Below are 18,299 nucleotides of genomic sequence, written 5' to 3'. Positions count from 1 at the left end.
ACGCCTCCCGGCCTTCGCCCCTCCCGGTCTCGGCACCTTCCCGGGCCCAACGCCTCCCGGGCTCAGAACCTCCCCAGGCAACGGCTTCCGGGCTCGGCACCTCCCAGCCCTCGCACCTCCCGGCCTTGACGCCTTCCCAGGCCCAACGTCTCCCAGCCTCGGCGTCCCCGGTGCCGCCCTCGACTCCACCCCAACCCGGGCGCCTCCCCCGAGCTCCGCTCCCCGGGCCCAACGTCTCCCAGCCTCGGCATCCCCGGGGTTCAGTGCCGCTCGGGCTTGGCGCACGCCTCCCGGACAGGCGGACGCCTTCCCGGCCCCGGCGTCCCCCGGGCTCAGTGGCGCTCGGGCTTGGCGCTGCGCGCCATCAGCTCCTTGAGGGCGACGACCGGTGACTTGCCCTCGTGCACGATGCTGACGACCGTCTCGGTGATGGGCATGTCGACACCGTGCCGGCGGGCCAGATCCAGCACGGACTCGCAGGACTTGACGCCCTCGGCGGTCTGCTTGGTGACCGCGATGGTCTCCTCCAGGGTCATGCCCTTGCCGAGGTTGGTGCCGAAGGTGTGGTTGCGGGACAGCGGCGAGGAGCAGGTGGCCACCAGGTCGCCCAGGCCCGCGAGTCCGGAGAAGGTCAGCGCGTCGGCGCCCATCGCGAGGCCGAGCCGGGTGGTCTCGGCGAGGCCGCGCGTGATGAGCGAGCCCTTGGCGTTGTCGCCGAGCCCCATGCCGTCGGCGATGCCGACCGCGAGCCCGATGACGTTCTTGACCGCGCCGGCGAGTTCGCAGCCGACCACGTCGGTGTTGGTGTACGGCCGGAAGTACGGCGTGTGGCAGGCGACCTGGAGCCGCTGGGCGACCTGCTCGTCGGTGCAGGCCACGACGGCCAGGGCGGGCATGCGGGCGGCGATCTCGCGGGCCAGGTTGGGCCCGGTGACGACGGCGATCCGGTCGGCGCCGACCTTGGCGACGTCCTCGATGACCTCGGTCATCCGCATGGTGGAGCCGAGTTCGACGCCCTTCATCAGGGAGACGAGGACGGTGTCCGGGGCGAGCAGCGGGGCCCACTCGGCGAGGTTGGCGCGCAGGGTCTGGGAGGGGATGGACAGGACCGTGAAGTCGGCGCCGGCCGCGGCCTCGGCGGGATCGGTGGTGGCCCGGACGTTCTCGGGGAGTTCGACGCCCGGCAGGTAGTCGGGGTTGATCCGGGTCGTGTTGATCGCTTCCGCGACCTCCGGCCGGCGGGCCCACAGGGTGACCTCGCAGCCGGCGTCGGCGAGCACCATCCCGAAGGCGGTGCCCCACGAACCGGCGCTGAAGACCGCCGCCTTTACCGGTGCGCTCACTTGGTCTGCCCTTCCACTTGCCGGCCCTCCGTCTGCGCCTGGGTGCGGCGGCGCTGCTCGATCCGCTCGCGGCGCGGGTCGTAGGGCGTCTCGGGGGCCTTCTCGCCGCGGATCTCCTCGAGCTGGCGGGTGACGGCCGCCATGATGACCTCGGTGGCCTCTTTCAGCACCTCCGGGGTCATCTCCTGGCCGTAGAACCGGGAGAGGTCCACGGGTGGTCCCGCGAGCACGTGGTGCGTCTTGCGCGGGAAGAGGTTCGGCTTCTTGGCGTACGGCGGCAGAAGTTCGTTGGCGCCCCACTGCGCGACCGGGATGACCGGGCACTTGGTCTGCAGGGCGACCCGGGCGGCGCCGGTCTTGCCGGTCATGGGCCAGCCGTTCGGGTCGCGGGTGAGGGTGCCCTCGGGGTAGAACGCGACGCACTCGCCGCGCTCCACGGCGTCGATGGCGGCCCGGAAGGCGCTGAGGGCGTCCGTGGACTCGCGGTACACGGGGATCTGTCCGGTGCCGCGCATGGCGGCGCCCACGAATCCCTTCTTGAAAAGCCCGCTCTTCGCCAGGAATCGCGGCACCCGTCCGGTGTTGTACTGATAGTGCGCGTACGCGAAGGGGTCCAGGTGGGAATTGTGGTTCACCGCGGTGATAAATCCGCCCTCGGCCGGAATGTGCTCCATTCCACGCCAGTCCCGCTTGATCAGAACCACCAGCGGCGGTTTGCAGATCACCGCGGCGAAGCGGTACCAGAAGCCGATTCTGCGGCGGGACACAAGGACACCTTCCTCTAGGACTGCCACCCCGGCGGGGGCCGCACAAGTGTGGCCCCGAGCCGCCGGTCTGTCGAGAACACCGTACGCCCCGCCTTCCGCGGCGCCGGATGGCCCGGGGGACAATGAGCGCGACGAGAGAGGGACGGTACGCCGGTGCAGTGGACCTTGGTCATCCCCCTGAAGCCCCTGACGCGGGCCAAGAGCAGGCTCGCGGACACCGCCGACGACGGGGTGCGGCCGGGCCTGGCACTGGCGTTCGCGCAGGACACGGTGGCCGCGGCGGTGGCGTGTCCGGCGGTGTCGGATGTGGCGGTCGTCACGGACGACGAGCTGGCCGGCCGGGAGCTGGCCGCGCTGGGCGCGCGGATCGTGCCGGACGCGCCCGGCAGCGGTCTGAACGCCGCGCTGGCGCACGGCGCGGCCGTCGTGCGCGCGATCCGTCCCGGCGCCGCGGTGGCGGCCCTGAACGCCGATCTGCCGGCCCTGCGGCCGGCGGAACTGTCCCGGGTACTGGCGGCCGCTTCGCAATTCCCGCGCGCCTTTCTCGCGGACGCGGCGGCGCTGGGCACGACTTTGCTGACGGCGGCCGGGGATCGTGAATTGCGACCGGCATTCGGCGTCGATTCCCGTTCCCGCCACCGGGCCTCCGGCGCGGTGGAACTCGCGCTCACCGGGGTGGATTCGGTCCGCCAGGACGTCGACACGGCCGCGGACCTGCGCGCGGCACTGACTCTGGGAGTGGGCCGGCACACAGCGGCGGCTTCGGCGGGCTTGCTGATCCCGGGTCCCTGAAGCCTCCTGGAAGGGGCGCGGGTCGTATCGATGTGCGGCTCCGCGGCGTGGGCGCGACCAGCCACGCCATCCCCGCACGCGACAGCCGTGCGGCTCCCCCAACGGCGCCCCGCGGGACGCACTACGCTGGCCGCCATGCAAGCGACCGCGTACACCTACGACCCCGAAACCCGCAGCGGCCAGGTGCTACTCGACGACGGCACCCCGATCCCCTTCGACGCGGCGGCGTTCGACCGGGGGGGACTGCGGCTGCTGCGTCCGGGACAGCGGGTGCGGATCGAGACGGAGTCCGAGGGCGGCGCCCTCCGGATCACGCTCGTAACCCTCCAAACCCTCTGACCCCCTTACACACGCCGCGGGCCGGGCTCCCCAGGGGAGTCCGGCCCGTCGCGTGAATGCCCCGGCGGCCTTACGACGTCGCCTTGCGGGCGGTGGTCTTCTTGGCGGTGGTCTTGCGGGCCGTCGACTTCTTCGCCGGGGCCTTCTTGGCGGTGACCTTCTTCGCCGGAGCCTTCTTGGCCGTCGTCTTCTTGGCGGCGGTCTTCGTCGCGGTGGTCTTGGCGGTCGCCGTGGCCTTCTTGGCGGGAGCCTTCTTCGCCGTGGTCTTCTTCGCGGCGGCCGTGGTCTTCTTCGCCGCGGCCTTCTTCGCCGCGGCACCCGTGGTCTTCTTCGCCGCACCCGCCGTCTTCTTGGCGGCGGCCTTCTTGCCGGCGGCCTTGGCGATGGTGGGCGGCGGGCCGGACAGGCTGCCCTTCGGCGCCTTCTTGACCGCGACCTCGCCCCCGCGCGGGAGCTTCTTCGAGCCGCTCACCAGGTCCTTGAAGCCCTGACCGGCGCGGAAGCGCGGCACGGAGGTCTTCTTGACCCGAACCCGCTCGCCCGTCTGGGGGTTACGGGCGTAGCGGGCGGGGCGGTCCACCTTCTCGAAGGACCCGAAGCCGGTGACCGAGACCCGCTCGCCCGCGACGACCGCGCGGACGATGGCGTCCAGAACATGATCGACAGCGTCGGCGGCCTGCTGGCGGCCACCCAACTTGTCGGCAATCGCTTCTACGAGCTGCGCCTTGTTCACGTCTTCCCCTTCGGAGACATCGCCAGAACGAAAGTGTTCAAGCTTTTTCGCACGTTAGGCAGATATATACCGCAAATCAAACACGAAACGGGCTTATCACCCTTGTGCCGCAACGGACTCGGCTGTCTCGGACGGTTCAGCGGTCCTCTTCGGGGATCCGACCCGCGTCAAGATCCGCCGTGAACCGATCGAGCCGCCTTGCCGCGTCGGCGAGATCGTGCTTGGCCGCGGCCGTAATGACCAGCAGCTTCCGGGTCAGCGCCATCCGTACGCCCTCCGGGACTTGCAGTGCGCGCACCCTTGCGTGCGCTTCCTTGAGCTGGTTCGCGACCGCCGTATAGAGCTGGAGTTGGCCGTCGTGTTCCATGCACAGATTGTGCCATCTGGGGCGAGTTGTCGCCTGCGCAGGGTGCAACTACCGCCTCAAATGGCCTTCCAGGCACTTGCGGGAGACGCGAACACAGCACTCACCTACCCGGACAACAGCCTTCGTAACGTGGGGAGTTGACCGGGCCGGGGCGGAGCCGCAGGGCCGTTCGGGTGCAGACATGGCTGTACCCCCAATCGTGGCGATCGGGGGTACAGGCGGGGGTTGGGGTGGCCGAAACCTGACCTGCGCCGGGGTCCGGTCGGCGCCGGATCAGACCGGGAGCGTCCGGGGCTTGTAGGCGGGCCGTCCGGCCTCGTAGGCGGCGATCTCGTCCTCGTTGCGGAGGGTGATGGAGATGTCGTCCAGGCCGTTCAGCAGCCGCCAGCGGGAGTTCTCGTCCAGCTCGAAGGAGGCGGTGATGCCCTCGGCCCGCACCTCACGCGCCTCAAGGTCCACAGTGACCTCAGTAGTGGGGTCCGCTTCCGTGAGCTCCCACAGCGCGTCCACGATCTTCTGGTCCAGGACCACCGTGAGCAGGCCGTTCTTCAGCGAGTTGCCCCGGAAGATGTCGGCGAAGCGGGAGGAGATCACGGCCTTGAAGCCGTAGTTCTGCAGCGCCCAGACGGCGTGCTCGCGGGAGGAGCCGGTGCCGAAGTCGGGGCCGGCGACCAGGACCGTGGCGCCCTGCCGCTCGGGGCGGTTGAGGATGAACTCGGGGTCCTTGCGCCAGGCCTCGAACAGCCCGTCCTCGAAGCCGTCCCGGGTGACCTTCTTGAGCCAGTGAGCAGGGATGATCTGGTCGGTGTCGACGTTGCTGCGGCGCAGCGGGACGGCCCGGCCAGTGTGGGTGGTGAAGGCTTCCATGATTCTCAGACTCCAGCGGGCGTACGGGTCTCGGCGTCGGTCAGGTCGGCCGGGGAGGCCAGGTGGCCCAGGACGGCGGTGGCCGCCGCGACCTGCGGCGACACCAGGTGGGTACGACCGCCCTTGCCCTGCCGGCCCTCGAAGTTGCGGTTGGAGGTGGAGGCGGAGCGCTCGCCGGGAGCGAGCTGGTCGGGGTTCATGCCGAGGCACATCGAGCAGCCCGCGTGCCGCCATTCGGCGCCGGCCTCCTTGAAGACCACGTCCAGGCCCTCGGAGACCGCCTGGAGACCCACGCGCGCGGAGCCCGGGACGACCAGCATCCGTACGCCGTCGGCGACTTTGCGGCCCCGCAGGATGTCGGCGGCGGCGCGCAGGTCCTCGATGCGGCCATTGGTGCAGGAGCCTACGAAGACGGTGTCCACGTCGATGGACCGCAGCGGCTGTCCGGCCGCCAACCCCATGTACTCCAGGGCCTTTTCGGCGGCCAGGCGCTCCGAAGCGTCTTCGTACGAAGCCGGGTCGGGGACGTCTGCCGAAAGCGGCGCGCCCTGGCCGGGGTTGGTGCCCCAGGTGACGAACGGCGACAGCTCGGCGGCGTTGATGACGACCTCGGCGTCGAAGACGGCGTCCTCGTCGGTCCTCAGCGTCTTCCAGTACGCGACGGCCGCGTCCCAGTCGGCGCCCTCGGGGGCGTGCGGACGGCCCTTGAGGTATTCGAAGGTGGTCTCGTCGGGGGCGATCATGCCCGCGCGGGCGCCGGCCTCGATCGACATGTTGCAGATGGTCATCCGGGCCTCCATCGAGAGCTTCTCGATGGCGGAGCCGCGGTACTCCAGGATGTAGCCCTGGCCGCCGCCGGTGCCGATCCTCGCGATGATCGCCAGGATCAGGTCCTTGGCCGTGACGCCCTCGGGCAGCTCGCCGTCGACCGTGATCGCCATGGTCTTCGGACGGGCCATGGGCAGCGTCTGGGTGGCCAGCACGTGCTCGACCTGCGAAGTGCCGATGCCGAACGCCAGCGCACCGAACGCACCGTGCGTGGAGGTGTGCGAGTCACCGCAGACGACGGTGGTGCCCGGCTGGGTCAGACCGAGCTGGGGGCCGACGACGTGGACGACGCCCTGCTCGACGTCGCCCAGCGGGTGCAGCCGCACCCCGAACTCGGCGCAGTTCTTGCGCAGGGTCTCCAGCTGGGCCCGCGAGACCGGGTCGGCGATGGGCTTGTCGATGTCGAGGGTCGGGGTGTTGTGGTCCTCGGTCGCGATGGTGAGGTCGAGGCGGCGGACCGCGCGGCCGCTCTTGCGGAGCCCGTCGAAGGCCTGCGGGCTGGTCACCTCGTGCAGCAGGTGCAGATCGATGTAGAGGAGGTCGGGCTCGCCCTCGGCGCGCCGGACGACGTGGTCGTCCCAGACCTTCTCCGCGAGTGTCCTACCCATCGCTTTCCCTCCGGCCGGCAAGCGTCCACCGACCCAACTAGAGATCTTGAGGAGCGGTGGCTGCCCTTCTCGGGCCCCTGAACGTCGTGATTCCGGGCGTCCACCGCCAGGCCCGTTGGTCTGCGGGCCGCTGTGTGATTCCAGGGTGGCGCGTTCCACGGAAAATTGAACTTGCGTTTCACAGAGTGAGACGTGAGTATCGTTGCATGGACAACAGTAGCGGCGTCGGCGTTCTGGACAAGGCGGCCCTCGTCCTGAGCGCTCTGGAGTCCGGTCCGGCCACCCTCGCGGGTCTGGTCGGCGCGACCGGACTGGCACGACCCACGGCCCACCGCCTGGCCGTGGCCTTGGAACACCACCGCATGGTGGCACGCGACATGCAGGGCCGTTTCATCCTCGGCCCGCGCCTCGCGGAGCTCGCGGCCGCGGCGGGCGAGGACCGCCTGCTCGCGACGGCGGGCCCCGTGCTCACCCACCTCCGTGATGTCACCGGCGAGAGTGCGCAGCTCTACCGGCGCCAGGGTGACATGCGGATCTGTGTGGCCGCGGCGGAACGCCTGTCCGGCCTGCGGGACACGGTCCCGGTCGGCTCCACGCTCACCATGAAGGCGGGCTCCTCGGCGCAGATCCTGCTCGCCTGGGAGGAGCCCGAGCGCCTGCACCGGGGCCTGCAGGGCGCCCGCTTCACGGCGACGGCCCTGTCGGGCGTACGGCGGCGCGGCTGGGCCCAGTCCATCGGCGAGCGCGAGCCGGGCGTCGCGTCCGTCTCCGCGCCCGTACGCGGCCCCTCCAACCGCGTGGTGGCCGCCGTCTCCGTCTCGGGCCCCATCGAGCGTCTGACCCGCCATCCTGGCCGCATGCACGCCCAGGCGGTCATCGACGCCGCCACACGCCTCTCGGAGGCCCTGCGCCGCTCGGGCTGAGCACGCGGGAAAGCCCCGCCCGGAGAAGGGCCTGCCTCAACGCCGCGGCAGATCCTTCCCGAGCGCGGGGCAGCCGGCCTCAGGGGCGCGGTTCGTGGCTCCGCCACGTGGCCGCGACCGGCCGTGGACGGCCCGCACGCGCCCCCTTCCGCCGCCCCCGTGACGACTAGGCGCGCACCTCACCGCCCGACCGGTGGGCGAACCGGTCCTTCGCGTACCGCCCGCGCGCGGCGAGCGGCACCTGTCCGTGCGCGGCGGCCAGCCCGAACGCCGGCATGTCCCCGTAGATCGCCTCGTACGACCCCTCCGGCACGACGTACGTCTCGTGCCAGATCCCGACCTGCCCCCGCAGCCTGCCGCTCCGCTCCTTGCGGTTGACCGCGGCCCACGCCTTGTGGTGGAAGGCGTCCGGCGCGGTCGCGTAGGCGTAGAGCTTCTCCTTGGACTCCCAGTACTGCACGACGTAGTACGTCCGCGGTGACGCGGTCAGCAGCACCTTGGCCAGCAGCCCCCGCCCCGGGTCCTTCTCCAGCTCCCGCAGCATGCGGAGCATCGCCAGCATCACCGGCAGCCAGAGGCGCACCGCCCGGAAGCGGTTCACGCGCATGCCGATCAGCAGGACGACGACCTCGCCCTTCGCGTCGGCGGTCGTACGGGACACCATGGCTCTCCCCCTCATCGGTGAGCAGCACTATCCAATCGCCCGATGCTTGGATAGTGCCGTTGTCCAAGAAGGAGCGCAAGACATGCGGCTTGCCGAGCTGAGCCGACGCAGCGGTGTGGCCACCGCGACGATCAAGTACTACCTGCGCGAAGGGCTGTTGCCGCCGGGCCGCCAGGTGAACGCGACGACGGCCGACTACGACGAGACGCACCTGCGCCGGCTGCGGCTGGTCCGCGCGATGATCCAGGTCGGCGGGCTCCCGGTGGCGACGGTCCGCGAGGTGCTCGGGCACGTCGACGACGACTCGCTGGGCCGTACGATCCGGCTGGGCGCGGCCCTGTGGGCGCTGCCCCAGGTCCCGGAGCCGGACGAGGACGACGAGTTCGTGCGGGCGGCGCACCGGGAGGCGGGCGAGCTGCTGGACCGGCTCGGCTGGTCGAACGCACGGCTGCTGACCACCGTCTCCCCCGCGTACCGCTCACTGGTGGTGGCGGTGGCCGCGTTCCGCCGGCTCGGCTACGACTGGGACGCCGAACTGCTCGTGTCGTACGCGAAGTTGATGCACGAGGCCGCCAAGCTCGACCTGGACTTCGTGGAGACGCACCCGTCGGAGGCGGAGAAGGTGGAGACGGCGGTGCTCGGCGCGGTCCTGGTGGAGCCGATGCTCCAGGCCCTGCACCGGCTGGCCCAGGAGGAGGAGTCGGCGCGGCGCTACGGCTTCGAGTGAGCGCGCGGGCCGGGGTGCGGGCAGGCACGACGAAGGCCCTCCACCGAGGTGGAGGGCCTTCCCTGTGCGTACCCCCGACCGGATTCGAACCGGCGCTACCGCCTTGAGAGGGCGGCGTGCTAGGCCGCTACACAACGGGGGCGTGGACTCTGCGTTTCCGCAGGTCCGAGCTGGTCTACCTGGACTCGAACCAAGACTAACTGAACCAGAATCAGTCGTGCTGCCAATTACACCATAGACCAATGATGGTTTAGACCAGTCAGTACCCCCGACCGGATTCGAACCGGCGCTACCGCCTTGAGAGGGCGGCGTGCTAGGCCGCTACACAACGGGGGCCCTAGCGATCCCGACGAGATCGAGATCAGTACCCCCGACCGGATTCGAACCGGCGCTACTGCCTTGAGAGGGCAGCGTGCTAGGCCGCTACACAACGGGGGCTTTGCAGATAAGCTCTGCGAGCTGGCCTACCTGGACTCGAACCAAGACTAACTGAACCAGAATCAGTCGTGCTGCCAATTACACCATAGGCCACTGGAACTCAAGCCCCTACGGGGGTCTCGTTCTAGCTTGCTCCTCGGGGCTCCGGCCTTCCGGCCCGCTCCCCTCGGCGCAGGAAGAACATTACCTGAAGGTGGACGGGGCTCCAAAACGGGTATCCGCGCGGACGAGCGCCGGGAGTTCGGCGAGGGTCGAGATCCGGTGCGCCACGACCTCCCCGACGGCCCGCGCGCAGGCCGCCCCGCGGTCGATCCACACGGACAGCAACCCGGCCTCGGCGGCACCCCGCCCGTCGATCTCGGGATGGTCGCCGACGTACGCCACCTCGTGCGCAGGCAGTCCCAGCGCCTCGCAGGACGCCAGGAAGGCGCCCGGCTCCGGCTTGGAGACGCCCAGCTCGGCGGCGCACAGCACGGACTCGAAGCGGTGGAGCAGGCCGAGGGTGCGCAGCTTGTGCTCCTGGACCACGATGCTGGAGTTGGACAGCACCGCGTGCCGGTGGCTGGCCGCGAGGGCCTCCAGGGCGGGCAGGACGTCCGGGAAGACGCTCCAGGCGGCCTCGTAGTGCCCGATGTACCGCCCGAACCAGTCGTCGGCCTCCGCGTCGGTCAGGTCCCTGTCCAGGAAGACGCGGACCCGGTCGCGCCGCTGGCCCTGGAAGGTGGTCTCGCCGGCCGAGTAGCGCGCCCAGTGCTGCTCGGTGATCTCCCGCCACCGGGTCAGCGCGGCCTCGGCACTGCCGTGGCCGGCGAGCAGCCCCTCCACCGCGAGATGGGCACGCATGCCCTCCCGGTCGGCGGTCGTGTAGTCGAAGAGGGTGTCGTCCACGTCCCAGACCACGGCTCGGATCGTCATACGACCGACGGTACGCCGGACCGGCCGGGGGCGCCGGGGATTGGGATCATTGCCCGGCGGGCGCTCGTCGGGCGTTCGTCAGGCCTGGTCAGAGGGGTCCGGGGCCACGAAGAAGTCCGTCAGGAAGCAGGTGACCTCACCCGACGCCGAGCGGCCCGTCCAGGTGGGGTAGCTGCCGTCGCCCCAGCCCGAGGTGAACGCGGCCAGGGTGTGGCCGCCGTCCGTGGACGTGACCAGGTACGGCCCCGGCGACCAGTCGTTGCTCTCGAACGCCTCCCACAGCGGCCCTTCCTCCTCCTGGGTCTCCGGGAACGCCTCCTCGGCCGAGGCGTCGTAGAAGCAGCCCGTGCCGGCGTCGACGCCGTACCCGAAGAACTCGTCGTCCTTCAGTTCGGCGAGGTCCTGGCCGGGGAGCAGCGCCAGCTCCCAGGTGACGGCGGGCTCGTCGCGGATGACGAGCCGGGCGGCGGCCACGCGCAGGTGGGGGCGCTCGGAGGGGGGCTCGCCGGGCCGGGTGAGGGTCGCGACCGCCGCTTCGACGCGGTAGCGGCCGGGCTCGACGGTGGCCGTGAAGGGCTCGATGTCGCCGCTGCCGAGGTAGACGAACGGGTCGCTGGCGACGACCCGGCCGGTGGGGAGGTCCAGTTCGCCGCCGTCGGCCACATGGATCACGCCCGTGGTCCCGGACTCGTAGCTGAACGTGCTGCCCAGGGTGAACAGCCAGGTGTAGACCCGCGGACTCATCGGCATGACGGCGCCCTTCTCGATCTCGCTCGCTGTGTGAGCCGAAACACTAGTGCGACCCACTGACAGGCATGCCGGAGGGGCGGCGGCCGGTACGGCCACCGCCCCTCGGGAACCCGCTCGCCTACGCCGTCAGCCTGGCCAGCGCCGCGTCGATGCGGGCCAGCGTCTTCTCCTTGCCCAGGATCTCCAGGGACTCGAAGAGCGGCAGGCCGACGGTGCGGCCGGTGACGGCCACGCGGACCGGGGCCTGGGCCTTGCCGAGCTTGAGGCCGTGCGCCTCGCCGGCGGCCAGGACGGCCTCCTTGAGCGACTCGGCCGAGGTCCAGTCCGCCGCCTCGAGCTTCTCCCGGGCGGTGCGCAGCAGGGCGTCGGAGCCCTCCTTCATCGCCTTGGTCCACGAGGCCTCGTCGGAGACCGGCTCCGCCAGGAACAGGAAGTCGACGTTGTCGGTGATCTCGGACAGGACCTTCAGGCGGGTCTGCGCGTGCGGGGCGATGGCCTGCCACTTGGCCTCGTCGAAGTCCTCCGGCGCCCAGGGCGCGAACGGGGCCTTCAGCCAGGGGCGGCACCGCTCGGTGAACTCCTTCACCTCCAGCATGCGGATGTGGTCGGCGTTGATCGCCTCGCACTTCTTCAGGTCGAAGCGCGCCGGGTTGGGGTTCACGTCGGCGATGTCGAAGGCCTGGACCATCTCCTCGATCGTGAAGATGTCCTGGTCCGCGGAGAGCGACCAGCCCAGCAGGGACAGGTAGTTGAGCAGGCCCTCGGGCAGGAAGCCCCGCTCGCGGTAGAGGTTGAGCGACGACTGCGGGTCGCGCTTGGAGAGCTTCTTGTTGCCCTCGCCCATGACGTACGGCAGATGGCCGAACTGCGGGATCTGCTGCGCGATGCCCAGCTCGATCAGCGCCTTGTACAGCGCGATCTGGCGCGGGGTGGAGGAGAGCAGGTCCTCGCCGCGCAGGACGTGGGTGATCTCCATCAGGGCGTCGTCCACCGGGTTCACCAGCGTGTACAGCGGGGCGCCGTTCGCGCGGACGATGCCGTAGTCGGGCACGTTCTCCGGCGTGAAGGTCAGCTCGCCGCGGACCAGGTCGGTGAAGGTGATGGTCTCGTCCGGCATGCGGAAGCGGACGATCGGGGTGCGGCCCTGCGCCTGGAACTCCTCGACCTGCTCGGCGGTCAGGTCGCGGCAGTGGCCGTCGTAGCCGGAGGGCTTGCCGGCGGCGCGGGCGGCCTCGCGGCGGCTGTCCAGCTCCTCCTGGGAGCAGTAGCAGTGGTAGGCGTGGCCGCCGTCGAGGAGCTTCTGGGCGACGTCGGCGTAGATGTCCATGCGCTGCGACTGGCGGTACGGCGCGTGCGGGCCGCCGACCTCGGGGCCCTCGTCCCAGTCGAAGCCGAGCCAGCGCATCGCGTCGAGCAGCTGGTTGTACGACTCCTCCGAGTCGCGGGCCGCGTCGGTGTCCTCGATGCGGAAGACCAGGGTGCCCTGGTGGTGCCGGGCGAACGCCCAGTTGAACAGGGCGGTGCGGACCAGGCCCACGTGGGGGTTACCGGTGGGCGAGGGGCAGAAACGGACGCGTACGGAGCCGGGTGCGCTAGCCACGCTTGACAACCTTGTTGGTGAGAGTGCCGATGCCTTCGATGGTGACGGCGACCTCGTCGCCGACGCCGAGGGGGCCGACCCCCGCGGGGGTGCCGGTGAGGATCACGTCGCCGGGGAGCAGCGTCATGGCCTCGGAGATGTTGACGATCAGGTCCTCGATGGGGTGGATCATCTCGCTCGTGCGGCCGAGCTGGCGTTGTTCGCCGTTGACCGTGAGCTGGATGGTGAGGTCGTTCGCGGCGTCCACCGAGAGGTCGGTCTCCACCCAGGGGCCGAGCGGGCACGAGGTGTCGAAGCCCTTGGCCCGGGCCCACTGCTTCTCGCGCTTCTGCACGTCGCGGGCGGTGACGTCGTTGGCGCAGGTGTAGCCGAAGATCACGTCCTTGACGCGTTCGCGCGGCACCTCGCGGCACAGGCGGCCGATGACGACGGCCAGCTCGGCCTCGTGGTGCAGTTCCTGGGAGAAGGAGGGGTACTGGATGTCGTCGCCGGGGCCGATCACGGAGGTGGACGGCTTGAAGAAGGCGAACGGCGCCTCGGGCACCTCGTTGCCCAGTTCGCGGGCGTGCTCGGCGTAGTTGCGGCCGAACGCCACGACCTTGTTGGGGAGCACCGGCGGGAGCAGCCTGACCTTGCTCAGCGGCACCTTCGTCCCGGACAGCTCGAAGTCCGCGAACGGGATGCCCTTGATGATGTCGAGGACGAGTTCGTCCTGCTTGTCGCCCTCGACCGCGCCGAAGGCTACGTTCCCGTCGATGGAGAACCTGGCGATGCGCACGGGATCCTTGCGCCCCTCACTGAGAACCGGCGTACTGACGCCTCAGGTTATCGGAGCTATGCGAAGTTGTTCGCTTCCGGGGGCATCGGCGCAGGTCAGAGGCGGGTCACCGGGGTGCGCTCAGCCACGGCGGTGAGGCGTCCGCCGGGAGGCCCCACAAAGCGAGCGCGGCCGGAAGGGACCGTCGTGGTCCTCCCGGCCGCGCCTCGCGGAGCCTTGGGTCACTCGCCTGCCGGGGCGCCCACGCCGGCCGGGACGTCCACCAGGACGGTGCGCCGGGGGTTGGCGGTCTGGGCGGGGAGGTCGACGGGGTGCTCCGGCAGCTCGGGCGTCTGCAGTTCGCCGGCGTCCTTGAGGTGCGCCAGGGTCGTGCGTCGCGGGTTGGCTATCTTGCGGAACATCATCGTCGTCTTCACCGTTGTCGTCCTGTGCCCTCTGGTCGAGTGGTTGGCAGAGTCGTCCGTCTTGTAAAGCGTCAGGCTAAACATCCGATTCCCCGACGAAGGCGCCAACTCCCTACGAGTCGCGTGTGAGTTTGCTCACGAAGGCGCGGGCAAACCGGTCAATTCCGGCTGACAACCCGCCCCAGCGAAACGGACATTGACCCACTGAAGCCACCATTCCGCTCCTGATCATGGCGACTGGGACACAGGGCGCGGACCGGCGACTCGCAGGATTACGTCCGTTATGCCCGGGATCAGGTTCCACGGCTGGTAACCCGGCACTCACTGCCCGTCACGGAGGTCACAGCTCGGCCCACTGCCCTTGTTGGAGATCCTCCACTGTGCTGGAATTCCACGGACCGCCGCGGGATCGAACCGGCGCAGGGGGCGCGCACAGCGCCGAGCGGCGGCGAGACAGGGGGGAACCAGCGCCGGTCACTCAAGACCACCGGGGGGCGTTTTCAGGGCGCTCTCCACAACGCCGACACCGTGTCCCTCCGTTCGCGCGGAGGGGTGCCTGGTCCAGAGGTTGCGACGCTAGTGCAGGGACGTTTCAAGAGGGATGGCAGCGCTTCGGCGGAGCCGGAGCCGCACGGCGGGACTGGCCCCAAGGCCGTCAGCTCCTCGCCCCAGCACGCCCAGAACCCGGGCCCGGGCCAGGCCGCGGACGGCGGTGAGCGCGGCGGGCGTCCGGGCGCCTCGGCCTCGTCGGCCTCCGCGACCGCGACGCCGTCGGGCGACCCCGCGCCCCCGGTGAAGCCCGCGCAGGGCCCGACCGGCACCGGTTCGCGGCTCGCCCTGCGCAACTGGCGCATCTCCACCCGCCTGGTGTCGCTGCTCGCGCTGCCGGTGGTCGCGGCCACCTCGCTGGGCGCGCTGCGCATCGACCAGTCCGTCGAGGACATCCAGCAGCTCGACAACATGAAGCTGCTGACGGAGATGACCAAGCAGGCCACCGAGCTGGCCCACGCGCTCCAGGAGGAGCGCGACCAGTCCGCCGGTCCCCTGGCGCACGGCGGTCTGAAGGCGAACGACTACCAGATCAAGGCCTACCAGCAGAAGACCGACCGGGCCCGCGAGAACTTCCTCGACGCCTCCGAGCAGATCGACACGGCCAGCAAGGACGGCAACCTGCAGGGCGTCCGCGACGCGCTGGTCGGTCTCGCCAACCAGCTCGACGACCTCGCCAGGATCCGCAAGTCGGCCTACGCGTCCAAGGACAACGCGACCCAGACCGTCGAGTCGTACCACCGGCTCATCACCCAGCTGATCGGCCTCTCCCAGGACATGGCCGAGGCGTCCAGCAATCCGGAGATGATCTCGCGCACCCGCGCCCTGGCGGCCTTCTCCACCGCCAAGGAGTACGCGTCCGTGCAGCGCGCGATGATCGCCGCCGCGCTGCCCGCGACGACCAGCACCAAGGGCGACCTCTCCGAGAACGACCGCCTCTACGGCCAGTCGGCGTACGAGAGCGAGGGTTCCGAGCTGGCGATCTTCCGGAAGATCTACGCCAGCCAGAACGCCGAGGAACTGCTCAAGCCGATCGACGAGGGCAACCCGACGATCGAGTCCGCCGACACCTACGCCAAGCGCTCCTTCGAGTCCCCGGACGGCCTCCAGCAGTTGCCGGCGCGGTCCTACAAGGACTGGGTGGACGACAGCTCGACCAAGATCGAGCAGATGAAGAAGATCGAGCGCACGCTCCTGGAGGAGATGGAGCAGAAGGCGCGCGAGCTGAAGAGCGCGACCCAGCGTGACGCGATCATCTCCGGTGCGCTGATCCTGCTCGTGCTCGGTGTCTCGCTGGTCGGCGCGTTCGTCGTCGCCCGGTCCATGATCCGCTCGCTGCGCCGGCTCCAGGAGACCGCGACCAAGGTCGCCCAGGACCGCCTGCCCGAGCTGGTCAAGCAGCTCTCGGAGGCGGACCCGCAGGACGTCGACACCTCCGTGGAGTCGGTCGGTGTGCACTCCCGGGACGAGATCGGCCAGGTGGCCGCGGCCTTCGACGACGTGCACCGCGAGGCGGTCCGCCTCGCCGCCGAGCAGGCCCTGCTGCGGGGCAACGTCAACGCGATGTTCACCAACCTCTCGCGCCGCTCCCAGGGTCTGATCCAGCGCCAGCTCTCCCTCATCTCCGAGCTGGAGTCCCGCGAGGCCGACCCGGACCAGCTCTCCTCGCTCTTCAAGCTCGACCACCTCGCGACGCGTATGCGCCGTAACGGTGAGAACCTCCTCGTCCTCGCGGGTGAGGAGCCCGGCCGTCGCTGGACCCGCCCGGTCCCGCTGGTCGACGTGCTCCGCGCCGCCGCGTCCGAGGTGGAGCAGTACGAGCGCATCGAGCTGGCCGCCGTACCCACCACCGAGGTGGCCGGCCGGGTCGTCAACGACCTCGTGCACCTGCTGGCCGAGCTGCTGGAGAACGCGACCTCGTTCTCCTCGCCGCAGACCAAGGTCAAGGTCACCGGTCACGCGCTGCCCGACGGCCGCGTCCTGATCGAGATCCACGACACCGGTATCGGCCTCTCCCCCGAGGACCTCGCGGCGATCAACGAGCGGCTCGCCTCGCCGCCCACCGTGGACGTCTCCGTCTCCCGCCGCATGGGTCTGTTCGTGGTCGGCCGGCTGTCCCAGCGGCACGGCATCCGCATCCAGCTGCGCCCGTCCGACTCCGGTGGTACGACCGCGCTGGTCATGCTGCCCGTGGACGTCGCCCAGGGCGGCAAGAAGCCCGCTCCGGGCAAGCCCGGCGCCCCCGTGTCGACCGGCGGTCCCGCCGCCGCGCAGGCCGCCGCCGGTGCGGCCGCGGCCCGGCGGCAGACCGCCGGCAACGGCGGTGCCCAGGGCGGTGGCGGTCTGCTCGGTGCCGGTCCGGGCCCGCGTGGCCAGGTCGGCTCCGCCCAGGGTCCCCGGGCCGCGCTGCCCGGCGCGGGCCAGGGCGGCCGTCCCGGTGCGCCGGGCGCCCGCGGTCCCCAGGGCGGCCGGCCGGCGCCGGCCGGTGCCGGTGCGGGCGGCTTCGGCGGTCAGGCACCGGGCGCCCCGCAGGGCCTGCAGGCCGCGAACCCGGGCGGACAGCAGCAGGACCTCTTCGGCGGCCGTGGCGCCAAGCGGTCCGGCGGCATCCCCGACCAGGGCCGCCAGCCCCAGCTCCCGCCGCGCGGCGGCCCGCGGGCCGAACTGCCCGGCGCGGACCCGCAGTCCCGCACCCAGGACTGGAACGGCGCCCAGGCACCGCTGTCGCGTGCCTCGCTGGACACCCCGCGCGGCCATGACGAGCAGGACCCGGCGCAGACCGCGCACATGCCGCGCGTGGACGACCGGCAGGGCCCGGGCTCGACCGCGGAGATGCCGCGGATCGACGCCCAGGGACCGTCCGCGACAGGCGGGTTCCCGCGCGCCGAGCTGAACGGCGGTTCGCACACGGGCCAGTACGCCCGCCCGGACCACGCACAGCAGAGCGGCCAGTACGCCCGCCAGGACAACCCCCAGAACACGGGTCAGTTCGCGCGCCCCGACGACTTCCAGCAGACCGGCCAGTACGCGCGCCCGGACAGCCCCCAGGACACGGGCCAGTTCGGACTCCCCGACGACGGCCGCCGGCAGGACCGCTTCGACGGCGGCGACCAGCAGGGCACCGGCTCGTTCGTCCGCTCCGACGTCTTCGGCACGCCGGCGCCCGGGCAGCGGGACAACGGCGCTCAGCACACCGGTCAGTACCCGGCCCCGCAGGCGTACGACGGCGGCTATCACAGCGGCTCCACGGGGCAGCACGCTCTGCCCGGTCGCCAGAACCCCGGTCAGCCCGGTCAGCCCGGTCAGTTCGAGCGCCCGCAGCCGGCCCGTGCCGACTTCGGCGCCCCCCGTCAGCCGGCCCCGCAGCAGCGTCCGGTCCGCCAGGAGCCCGACAACCGGGGCGCCGCGCAGGCGCCGGGTGACGGTTGGGCCCTGCCGCCGGCCAGCAACCCGGGTGACGGCCGTACCCCGCTGTACGACACCCTGGAGACCAACTGGTTCCACGGTCAGCAGCAGGAGAACGCGCCCGCGCAGCAGCAGCCCCAGGCTCCCGCTCCGCAGCGCCCCGCGCCCGCCAACACCAACGGCAACGGCAACGGCAACGGCAACGGCTCCTGGCGCACCTCACCGAACGACGAACTCGTCCGGCAGGCCGAGCGCGTCCGGCAGCCCGCGGCCGGCGGGGTCACCACCTCCGGCCTGCCGCGCCGTGTACCCCGGGCGAACCTCGTACCGGGCACGGCACAGCAGCAACAGCACCAAAGCGGTCCGCAGGTCTCGCGCGCGCCTGATGACGTGCGCGGACGGCTGACCAATCTCCGTCGGGGCATCGCTCAGGGCCGTCAGGCCGGCAGCGGCCAGACCGGCAGCTTCCCGAGCCCCACTCACCAGCAGGAGCGTTAGTTGA

General features: G+C 71.0%; 17 protein-coding genes and 5 tRNA genes. 5 read left to right on the top strand and 17 right to left on the bottom strand.

All coding sequences use genetic code 11. The annotated features are described in order from the left end of the window. Window positions 1-332: 332 nt before the first annotated feature. Both OO52_RS11165 and OO52_RS11160 read right to left on the bottom strand, forming a co-directional pair. Complete coding sequence (locus tag OO52_RS11165; RefSeq protein WP_030649172.1) at window positions 333-1,343, bottom strand: NAD(P)H-dependent glycerol-3-phosphate dehydrogenase; 1,011 nt, start codon at window positions 1,341-1,343, stop codon at window positions 333-335. Next, the gene (locus OO52_RS11160) at window positions 1,340-2,110 is read right to left on the bottom strand and encodes a lysophospholipid acyltransferase family protein (RefSeq protein WP_030649174.1); all 771 of its coding nucleotides are present in this window, start codon (window positions 2,108-2,110) and stop codon (window positions 1,340-1,342) included. The genes OO52_RS11165 and OO52_RS11160 overlap by 4 nt, the downstream gene beginning before the upstream one ends. A gap of 153 nt (window positions 2,111-2,263) precedes the next feature. On the opposite strand from OO52_RS11160, the gene cofC reads away from it, so the two are divergent. Together cofC and OO52_RS11150 are read left to right on the top strand one after the other, a co-directional pair. Continuing rightward, entirely contained in the window at window positions 2,264-2,902 is a 639-nt protein-coding gene (gene cofC, locus OO52_RS11155) for a 2-phospho-L-lactate guanylyltransferase (RefSeq protein ID WP_030649177.1), read from the top strand. Window positions 2,903-3,037: 135 nt separating this feature from the next. Beyond that, window positions 3,038-3,241 carry a hypothetical protein gene (locus OO52_RS11150; protein WP_030649180.1) on the top strand — a complete coding sequence of 68 codons (204 nt, stop codon included), beginning with the start codon at window positions 3,038-3,040 and terminating at the stop codon, window positions 3,239-3,241. 70 nt (window positions 3,242-3,311) lie between these two features. Here OO52_RS11150 and OO52_RS11145 read toward each other — a convergent pair whose 3' ends face one another. From OO52_RS11145 to leuC, 4 genes are all read right to left on the bottom strand, one after another. After that, window positions 3,312-3,974 (bottom strand): HU family DNA-binding protein, encoded by a 663-nt coding sequence (locus OO52_RS11145; RefSeq protein ID WP_030649184.1) that lies wholly within the window; start codon window positions 3,972-3,974, stop codon window positions 3,312-3,314. 136 nt (window positions 3,975-4,110) lie between these two features. After that, window positions 4,111-4,341, bottom strand: a complete 231-nt coding sequence (locus OO52_RS11140) for a hypothetical protein (RefSeq protein ID WP_030649187.1) — start codon at window positions 4,339-4,341, stop codon at window positions 4,111-4,113. Between the two features lie 273 nt (window positions 4,342-4,614). Further along, window positions 4,615-5,208: a 3-isopropylmalate dehydratase small subunit gene (leuD, locus tag OO52_RS11135; RefSeq protein ID WP_030649190.1), complete on the bottom strand. Its 594-nt coding sequence runs from the start codon at window positions 5,206-5,208 to the stop codon at window positions 4,615-4,617. Window positions 5,209-5,213: 5 nt separating this feature from the next. Further along, window positions 5,214-6,644, bottom strand: coding sequence for a 3-isopropylmalate dehydratase large subunit (leuC, locus tag OO52_RS11130; RefSeq protein WP_030649193.1), 1,431 nt, complete (start codon window positions 6,642-6,644; stop codon window positions 5,214-5,216). Window positions 6,645-6,850: 206 nt separating this feature from the next. On the opposite strand from leuC, the gene ndgR reads away from it, so the two are divergent. Further along, window positions 6,851-7,567, top strand: a complete 717-nt coding sequence (gene ndgR / locus OO52_RS11125) for an IclR family transcriptional regulator NdgR (RefSeq protein ID WP_030649197.1) — start codon at window positions 6,851-6,853, stop codon at window positions 7,565-7,567. 166 nt (window positions 7,568-7,733) lie between these two features. On the opposite strand, the gene OO52_RS11120 is transcribed toward ndgR, so the two are convergent. Then, window positions 7,734-8,231 carry a DUF4188 domain-containing protein gene (locus OO52_RS11120; protein WP_030649199.1) on the bottom strand — a complete coding sequence of 166 codons (498 nt, stop codon included), beginning with the start codon at window positions 8,229-8,231 and terminating at the stop codon, window positions 7,734-7,736. A gap of 82 nt (window positions 8,232-8,313) precedes the next feature. On the opposite strand from OO52_RS11120, the gene OO52_RS11115 reads away from it, so the two are divergent. After that, entirely contained in the window at window positions 8,314-8,958 is a 645-nt protein-coding gene (locus tag OO52_RS11115) for a MerR family transcriptional regulator (protein ID WP_030649202.1), read from the top strand. Window positions 8,959-9,027: 69 nt separating this feature from the next. Here the strand turns inward: OO52_RS11115 and OO52_RS11110 are convergent. The 10 genes from OO52_RS11110 to OO52_RS11065 form a co-directional block, all read right to left on the bottom strand. Continuing rightward, window positions 9,028-9,100, bottom strand: a tRNA-Glu gene (locus OO52_RS11110). 28 nt (window positions 9,101-9,128) lie between these two features. Then, window positions 9,129-9,200 (bottom strand) — tRNA-Gln (locus OO52_RS11105). A gap of 21 nt (window positions 9,201-9,221) precedes the next feature. Beyond that, a tRNA-Glu gene (locus tag OO52_RS11100) sits at window positions 9,222-9,294 on the bottom strand. Window positions 9,295-9,323: 29 nt separating this feature from the next. Continuing rightward, a tRNA-Glu gene (locus tag OO52_RS11095) sits at window positions 9,324-9,396 on the bottom strand. A gap of 21 nt (window positions 9,397-9,417) precedes the next feature. Continuing rightward, window positions 9,418-9,489, bottom strand: a tRNA-Gln gene (locus OO52_RS11090). A gap of 90 nt (window positions 9,490-9,579) precedes the next feature. Next, entirely contained in the window at window positions 9,580-10,311 is a 732-nt protein-coding gene (locus OO52_RS11085) for an HAD family hydrolase (RefSeq protein WP_030649205.1), read from the bottom strand. 78 nt (window positions 10,312-10,389) lie between these two features. Continuing rightward, a complete protein-coding gene (locus tag OO52_RS11080; protein WP_030649208.1) occupies window positions 10,390-11,061 on the bottom strand; it encodes a DUF4241 domain-containing protein in 672 nt (223 codons plus the stop codon). A gap of 118 nt (window positions 11,062-11,179) precedes the next feature. After that, window positions 11,180-12,661: a glutamate--tRNA ligase gene (gltX, locus tag OO52_RS11075; protein WP_030649211.1), complete on the bottom strand. Its 1,482-nt coding sequence runs from the start codon at window positions 12,659-12,661 to the stop codon at window positions 11,180-11,182. Further along, window positions 12,654-13,439 carry a fumarylacetoacetate hydrolase family protein gene (locus OO52_RS11070; protein ID WP_030649213.1) on the bottom strand — a complete coding sequence of 262 codons (786 nt, stop codon included), beginning with the start codon at window positions 13,437-13,439 and terminating at the stop codon, window positions 12,654-12,656. Before OO52_RS11070 ends, gltX begins: the two co-directional genes overlap by 8 nt. A 221-nt stretch (window positions 13,440-13,660) precedes the next feature. Then, entirely contained in the window at window positions 13,661-13,855 is a 195-nt protein-coding gene (locus OO52_RS11065; protein ID WP_030649216.1) for a hypothetical protein, read from the bottom strand. 567 nt (window positions 13,856-14,422) lie between these two features. On the opposite strand from OO52_RS11065, the gene OO52_RS11060 reads away from it, so the two are divergent. Further along, a complete protein-coding gene (locus tag OO52_RS11060; protein WP_030649219.1) occupies window positions 14,423-18,295 on the top strand; it encodes a sensor histidine kinase in 3,873 nt (1,290 codons plus the stop codon). The last annotated feature ends 4 nt before the right edge of the window (window positions 18,296-18,299 follow it).

Origin of the sequence: Streptomyces flaveolus (assembly GCF_000716535.1) — a bacterium.
Taxonomy (GTDB): Bacteria; Actinomycetota; Actinomycetes; order Streptomycetales; family Streptomycetaceae; genus Streptomyces; species Streptomyces flaveolus_A.
Note: the sequence above shows the minus strand (reverse complement) of the source record. Positions and strands in the feature narration are given on the sequence as shown.